The organism is Arenibacter nanhaiticus (genome assembly GCF_900141935.1).
Classification (GTDB): domain Bacteria; phylum Bacteroidota; class Bacteroidia; order Flavobacteriales; family Flavobacteriaceae; genus Arenibacter; species Arenibacter nanhaiticus.
Genome location: NZ_FQYX01000054.1, coordinates 1 through 4,673 on the forward strand (window position 1 = coordinate 1; position 4,673 = coordinate 4,673).

Here is a 4,673-nt window from a genome sequence, read left to right on the forward strand (position 1 = left end):
TAGGACTAACCTGCTGAAAATAGGTGCTACCATTAAAATAACCAAAAGAAGAATTTATTACCGGCTCTCCAAAGCCTTTGTGTACCAGCATCTATTCCAGGAATTGCTCTCTGGCTAAAAGTTACTCATCTCACTGTTTATCAGTCTTGGGATACCTATGCCTTATCGGGAAATTTCAGCAATATCAGGACTAAAAATAGTCATATCTGCACTAAAATTTACAGAAGGTTCATCTAACAGCTGGAAAACTATCCCGGAAAATTTCCTTAATCCAGGGAATGCAAAATTTATCCTCAAATTCCTTGAAGAAAAAACTCTTGGTGAATAATGCGGGTTAAGAAGAGGTTTAAATAAGTCTTTCTGATGCTGTGAAGGTGATTTTCCAATCATTTATTGCAAGGTTTTCTATACAAGATAGTGATTTACTTGCAATTAAAGACATCCAAAAAGAGCTTATTTCAAGCGTAAAAAACTGAAAAGAAACAACTTAAAGATTTTTTAAGGAGCGACTATTTAATGTCCCAAAAAGGGAATGTATCAGAGTTTGTGAAAGATATTCCAAAAGAATTGGTTCTAATGAATGAAAAAAAACATATTGGAATAGAATTTGAAATAGTTGTTTGTCACCAATGTGAATCAAAAATAGAGGAACATTATAAGTTCTGTCCAGAATGTGGAAATGCAATAATAAAAAATACAAATCCGACTGTTCTAGAAACAGATTTATTTAATAACATTAAAGAAAAAGTAAATGACTTACCCCGCTAGCGCGAGCGTCACGCTCGTGCCGGCAAGAGTAAACAGGTCAAACAATATAGGCCCTAATAACTACAAAGTACACATAAATTAAAAAGGAACATACTTACTTAGGATGCTTCATTATGTACAAAACACTCAAGTCAAAACAGATTTAGTGACCGTCCATATAAACTACAGCTACAGCAGTCCCAGAAATTATGCCGAGGACCAGACCTTCTAAAATATCGACAGTGCCTCCGTGTATCTTAGAATGTATATACGTTGGCGACCACTACATTGAAAAAGAAAACCAGTACGGCCACAAGGGTGACGCGCGCCACAGCAGCGGATACTATCTTAACCCTATGCTAGGGCTTGCCTCCTCTTTATTAATATTATATCTTTCCATTTAGTTTAAGATATCCATGTGGTGACCTATATCCCATAATCGTATTGATACCCCTTAGAACTTCATCGAAAGGAAATCGATGTTTTAAGGGGATTTATACACTTAACAGTCAATTCTTTAATCTTGAAAAAAGGTTATTGGTTTAGACTGGGTTTTAAAAAATAAGGAATGATGAGTGACATTAAAGAAATTATAGCAGCGCTGCTAAAATTTAGGAACGAGCGAGATTGGGAACAATTTCACAACTCAAAAGATTTGGCAGTTGCTCTTAATATAGAGGCCGGCGAACTTTTAGAAAGCTTCTTGTGGAAATCACACGAAGAAGCCAGTAAGGAAAAGGTTCAGGAAGAATTGGCCGATGTTTTTGCCTATGCATTTCTTTTAGCAGATAAATACAACTTGGATGTAAAAGATATCGTGTTGGATAAAATCAGGAAAAATGGCGAAAAATATCCGGTTGAAAAAGCAAAGGGAACAGCGAAAAAATATAACGAACTTTAATGAGCTTACCTTTAGTTAAAATAAATCAGTACGATTTTGAAGAGACCCTTTTTAATCATTTTGATACCAATCACTTTGCAAAAGACCTGTGGCCATTGGTCTATATTTTAAGTGATGGTGAATCTAAAACTGCCTATGTAGGAGAAACTACAGATGCCTATGCCAGGATGAATTCACATTTGAAACATCAAGCAAAGAGCAAGCTTACATCCGTTCATCTTATTACCAGTGAAAAGTTTAATAAATCTGCAACACTGGATATCGAATCAAACCTGATTAAATATATCGCTGGTGACAATGTTTTTAAATTATTAAATGCCAACCTTGGCTTAGCGAACCATAATTATTACCAGAAAAAAGAAGTTTACTGGGATATTTTTAATTCTGTCTGGAATCAGCTCCGAGCAGAAGGAATAACAAAACACTCCATTGCCCATATTGATAACTCGGATCTTTTTAAATATTCCCCTTATAAGACCTTGACCATGGAACAAAGTCAAGGGCTGTTTGAAATATTAAAAAGTCTTGCCACGGGAAATTTTGAAAATACTATTGTAGATGGCGGTGCGGGTACAGGCAAAACTATTCTTGCCATATTTCTATTTAAAATGCTTTCGAGCCACCTACAGGACTTTAGTTTCAAAGAATTTGGAACAGAAGAGCAAGCTTTTATTGAGTTGGTAAAGACCATTAAAACGAAGCTTCCCAACCCAAAAATGGCACTGGTGGTTCCTATGTCCTCTTTCCGAGCCACCTTAAAAAAGGTTTTTAAGAACATCAAAGGCTTAAGTGCCAGTATGGTGATAGGTCCTGCCGAAGTGAGTAAAAACAAATATGACCTGTTAGTTGTAGACGAATCGCACCGCTTAAGAAGGAGAGTGAATCTAGGAGCCTATTTTGGGGCATTTGACAAGGCATGTGAAGCCTTAGGGCTCGATAAACACAATTGTAGTGAATTAGATTGGGTGCTGATGCAAGCTACACATACCGTATTGTTCTATGATGAAAACCAATCGATAAAACCTTCCGACGCCAAAAAAGAAGATTTTGATGCCTTAAAGAAATCTAATAAAACGGCTACCCTTACACTAAAGTCGCAATTCCGAGTAAAAGGCGGCAATGCCTATGTAGAATATATAGATGCCCTCCTTCACTCTAAACTTAATGGCCATACCGAATTCTTTAATTCTAAGGAGTACGAGTTTACCATGTTCGATTCTTTACCTACCATGATAGAACAGATAAAATTGAGAAATAAGGAAAGTGGTCTTTCTAGGTTAATTGCGGGGTATTCTTGGAAATGGATATCCAATAAAGACAAAGCAGCTTTTGATATTCATATTGATGGGGTACAGCTGAAATGGAACGGTACGGCCAATGATTGGATTAATTCTGAAAATTCAATCAATGAGGTAGGATGCATACATACCACCCAGGGATATGACTTGAATTATTCTGGGATCATTTTTGGAAACGAAATTTCATATGATCCAGCGACCAAAAGTATTATTGTCAAGGAGGAGCATTATTTTGATAAAAATGGCAAGCAATCTATAAAGGACCCCGAAGAATTAAAAGATTTTATCATTAATATCTACAAAACAATCATGCTCAGGGGTATAAAAGGAACCTATGTCTATGTATGCGACCCTAACCTAAGAGCGTATTTCAGCTCTTTTATTCCAAGTTATCAGAAAGAGGTGGCATCTTCCGAACAAATTTTTCAAACTACAAACATCAAACCTTTCGAGAACTCCGTTCCATTGTATGGCCTACAAGTAGCCGCAGGTGATTTTGGGGAATTGCAACAGATAGAAGATGTTGCCTGGGTTAAGATACCGGACAATATTAGACCTAGCAAAGATCTTTTTGCCTGCCAGGTCATTGGGGAATCTATGAATAAAATAATACCAAATGGCGCGTATTGTCTATTTAGAAAGTATAGTGGTGGTTCTAGAAATGGCCAAATTGTATTGGTAGAGCACACCAATTTACAAGACTCCGATTTTGGTTCTTGTTATACAATTAAGGAATATGAGAGCAAAAAATATGAAGATGCCGATGGCTGGAAACACCAATCGATTACTTTAAAGCCCATTTCCACGGATAGCAGTTATAAAAACATCGTATTAACGGACGATGCATTAACCTCCTTTAGGGTCCTAGGTGTTTTTGAATGCGTGTTGTAATCCAACATAATGTAAACCGGTAATGGCGAAGGTTCTCACTTTAATTCCTATGGAGACATTATAGACTGTGGCTTTACAAAATAGCGAATGCATGTTTATGGTCATTCTTGTTCAGGGTATGTTATGTTCAGAAAGCTTAGTGTCAAAAAACCGAGGACGCCCACGAGGTTTGCCTTAAGATTCTTTCATATAGATATCAGTTATCCATGTTCTATATGGGCGTTCCCCTATCGGGTCGCTCTTTCCGCTGTATCTTTTTTAAAGGTCCCACGGCCCTTTAAAAAAGGATGCCGCTGCAATAGCTAACGCGGGTTGCAGGGAGCAGTTGGCAATTAACAATAGGACCTCACGAAAAATGTAAGGATATGCATTTGCAGTAAGGGGCCAGCTGGCGCATTGGCAATAATTGCCCCGCTATCCCGAGCGTCGCGCTCGTGTCGGCAACAGTAAGCAATCTAAAGTAAAAAAGACCAGAAAATACAAATTCCATAATAAGACCGCCTCCTACTTTGTAAGCTTCGCAAGGGTATATTGGTTGGATATATTCATCAGACAGGCCTATTTTTCAATCTTGGAAGAAAGCGTATCGTATTGCAGGGCAGAAAAAGGCATGGAAGTGTTTGCATATTGCTTTATCCCCAGCCATGCCTGTACTGAGCGAAGTCGAAGTATATATTTTGTATTTCGCACATACCAGGAAGACCCTTCCGGGCTGTTAAGGGATTTCAAAGGATATACGGTTAGGAAATTGATAAAATAAATCGAGGAAAATTCTCAGGGAAGCAGAAAGGAACGGCTTTTATGCATGCTGGATCGAGCAGGAAAAAAGAAAAGTA

The 4,673-nt window shown here is 37.7% G+C and carries 3 protein-coding genes; all 3 read left to right on the forward strand.

All coding sequences use genetic code 11. The annotated features are described in order from the left end of the window. The first annotated feature begins 516 nt into the window (after positions 1-516). Positions 517-768 (forward strand): zinc-ribbon domain-containing protein, encoded by a 252-nt coding sequence (locus tag BUA16_RS17605; RefSeq protein ID WP_072766029.1) that lies wholly within the window; start codon positions 517-519, stop codon positions 766-768. A 547-nt stretch (positions 769-1,315) separates the two neighbouring features. Then, positions 1,316-1,648 carry a nucleotide pyrophosphohydrolase gene (locus BUA16_RS17610; RefSeq protein ID WP_245795604.1) on the forward strand — a complete coding sequence of 111 codons (333 nt, stop codon included), beginning with the start codon at positions 1,316-1,318 and terminating at the stop codon, positions 1,646-1,648. Next, the gene (locus BUA16_RS17615) at positions 1,648-3,837 is read left to right on the forward strand and encodes a DNA/RNA helicase domain-containing protein (protein WP_072766031.1); all 2,190 of its coding nucleotides are present in this window, start codon (positions 1,648-1,650) and stop codon (positions 3,835-3,837) included. The genes BUA16_RS17610 and BUA16_RS17615 overlap by 1 nt, the downstream gene beginning before the upstream one ends. Positions 3,838-4,673: the final 836 nt, after the last annotated feature.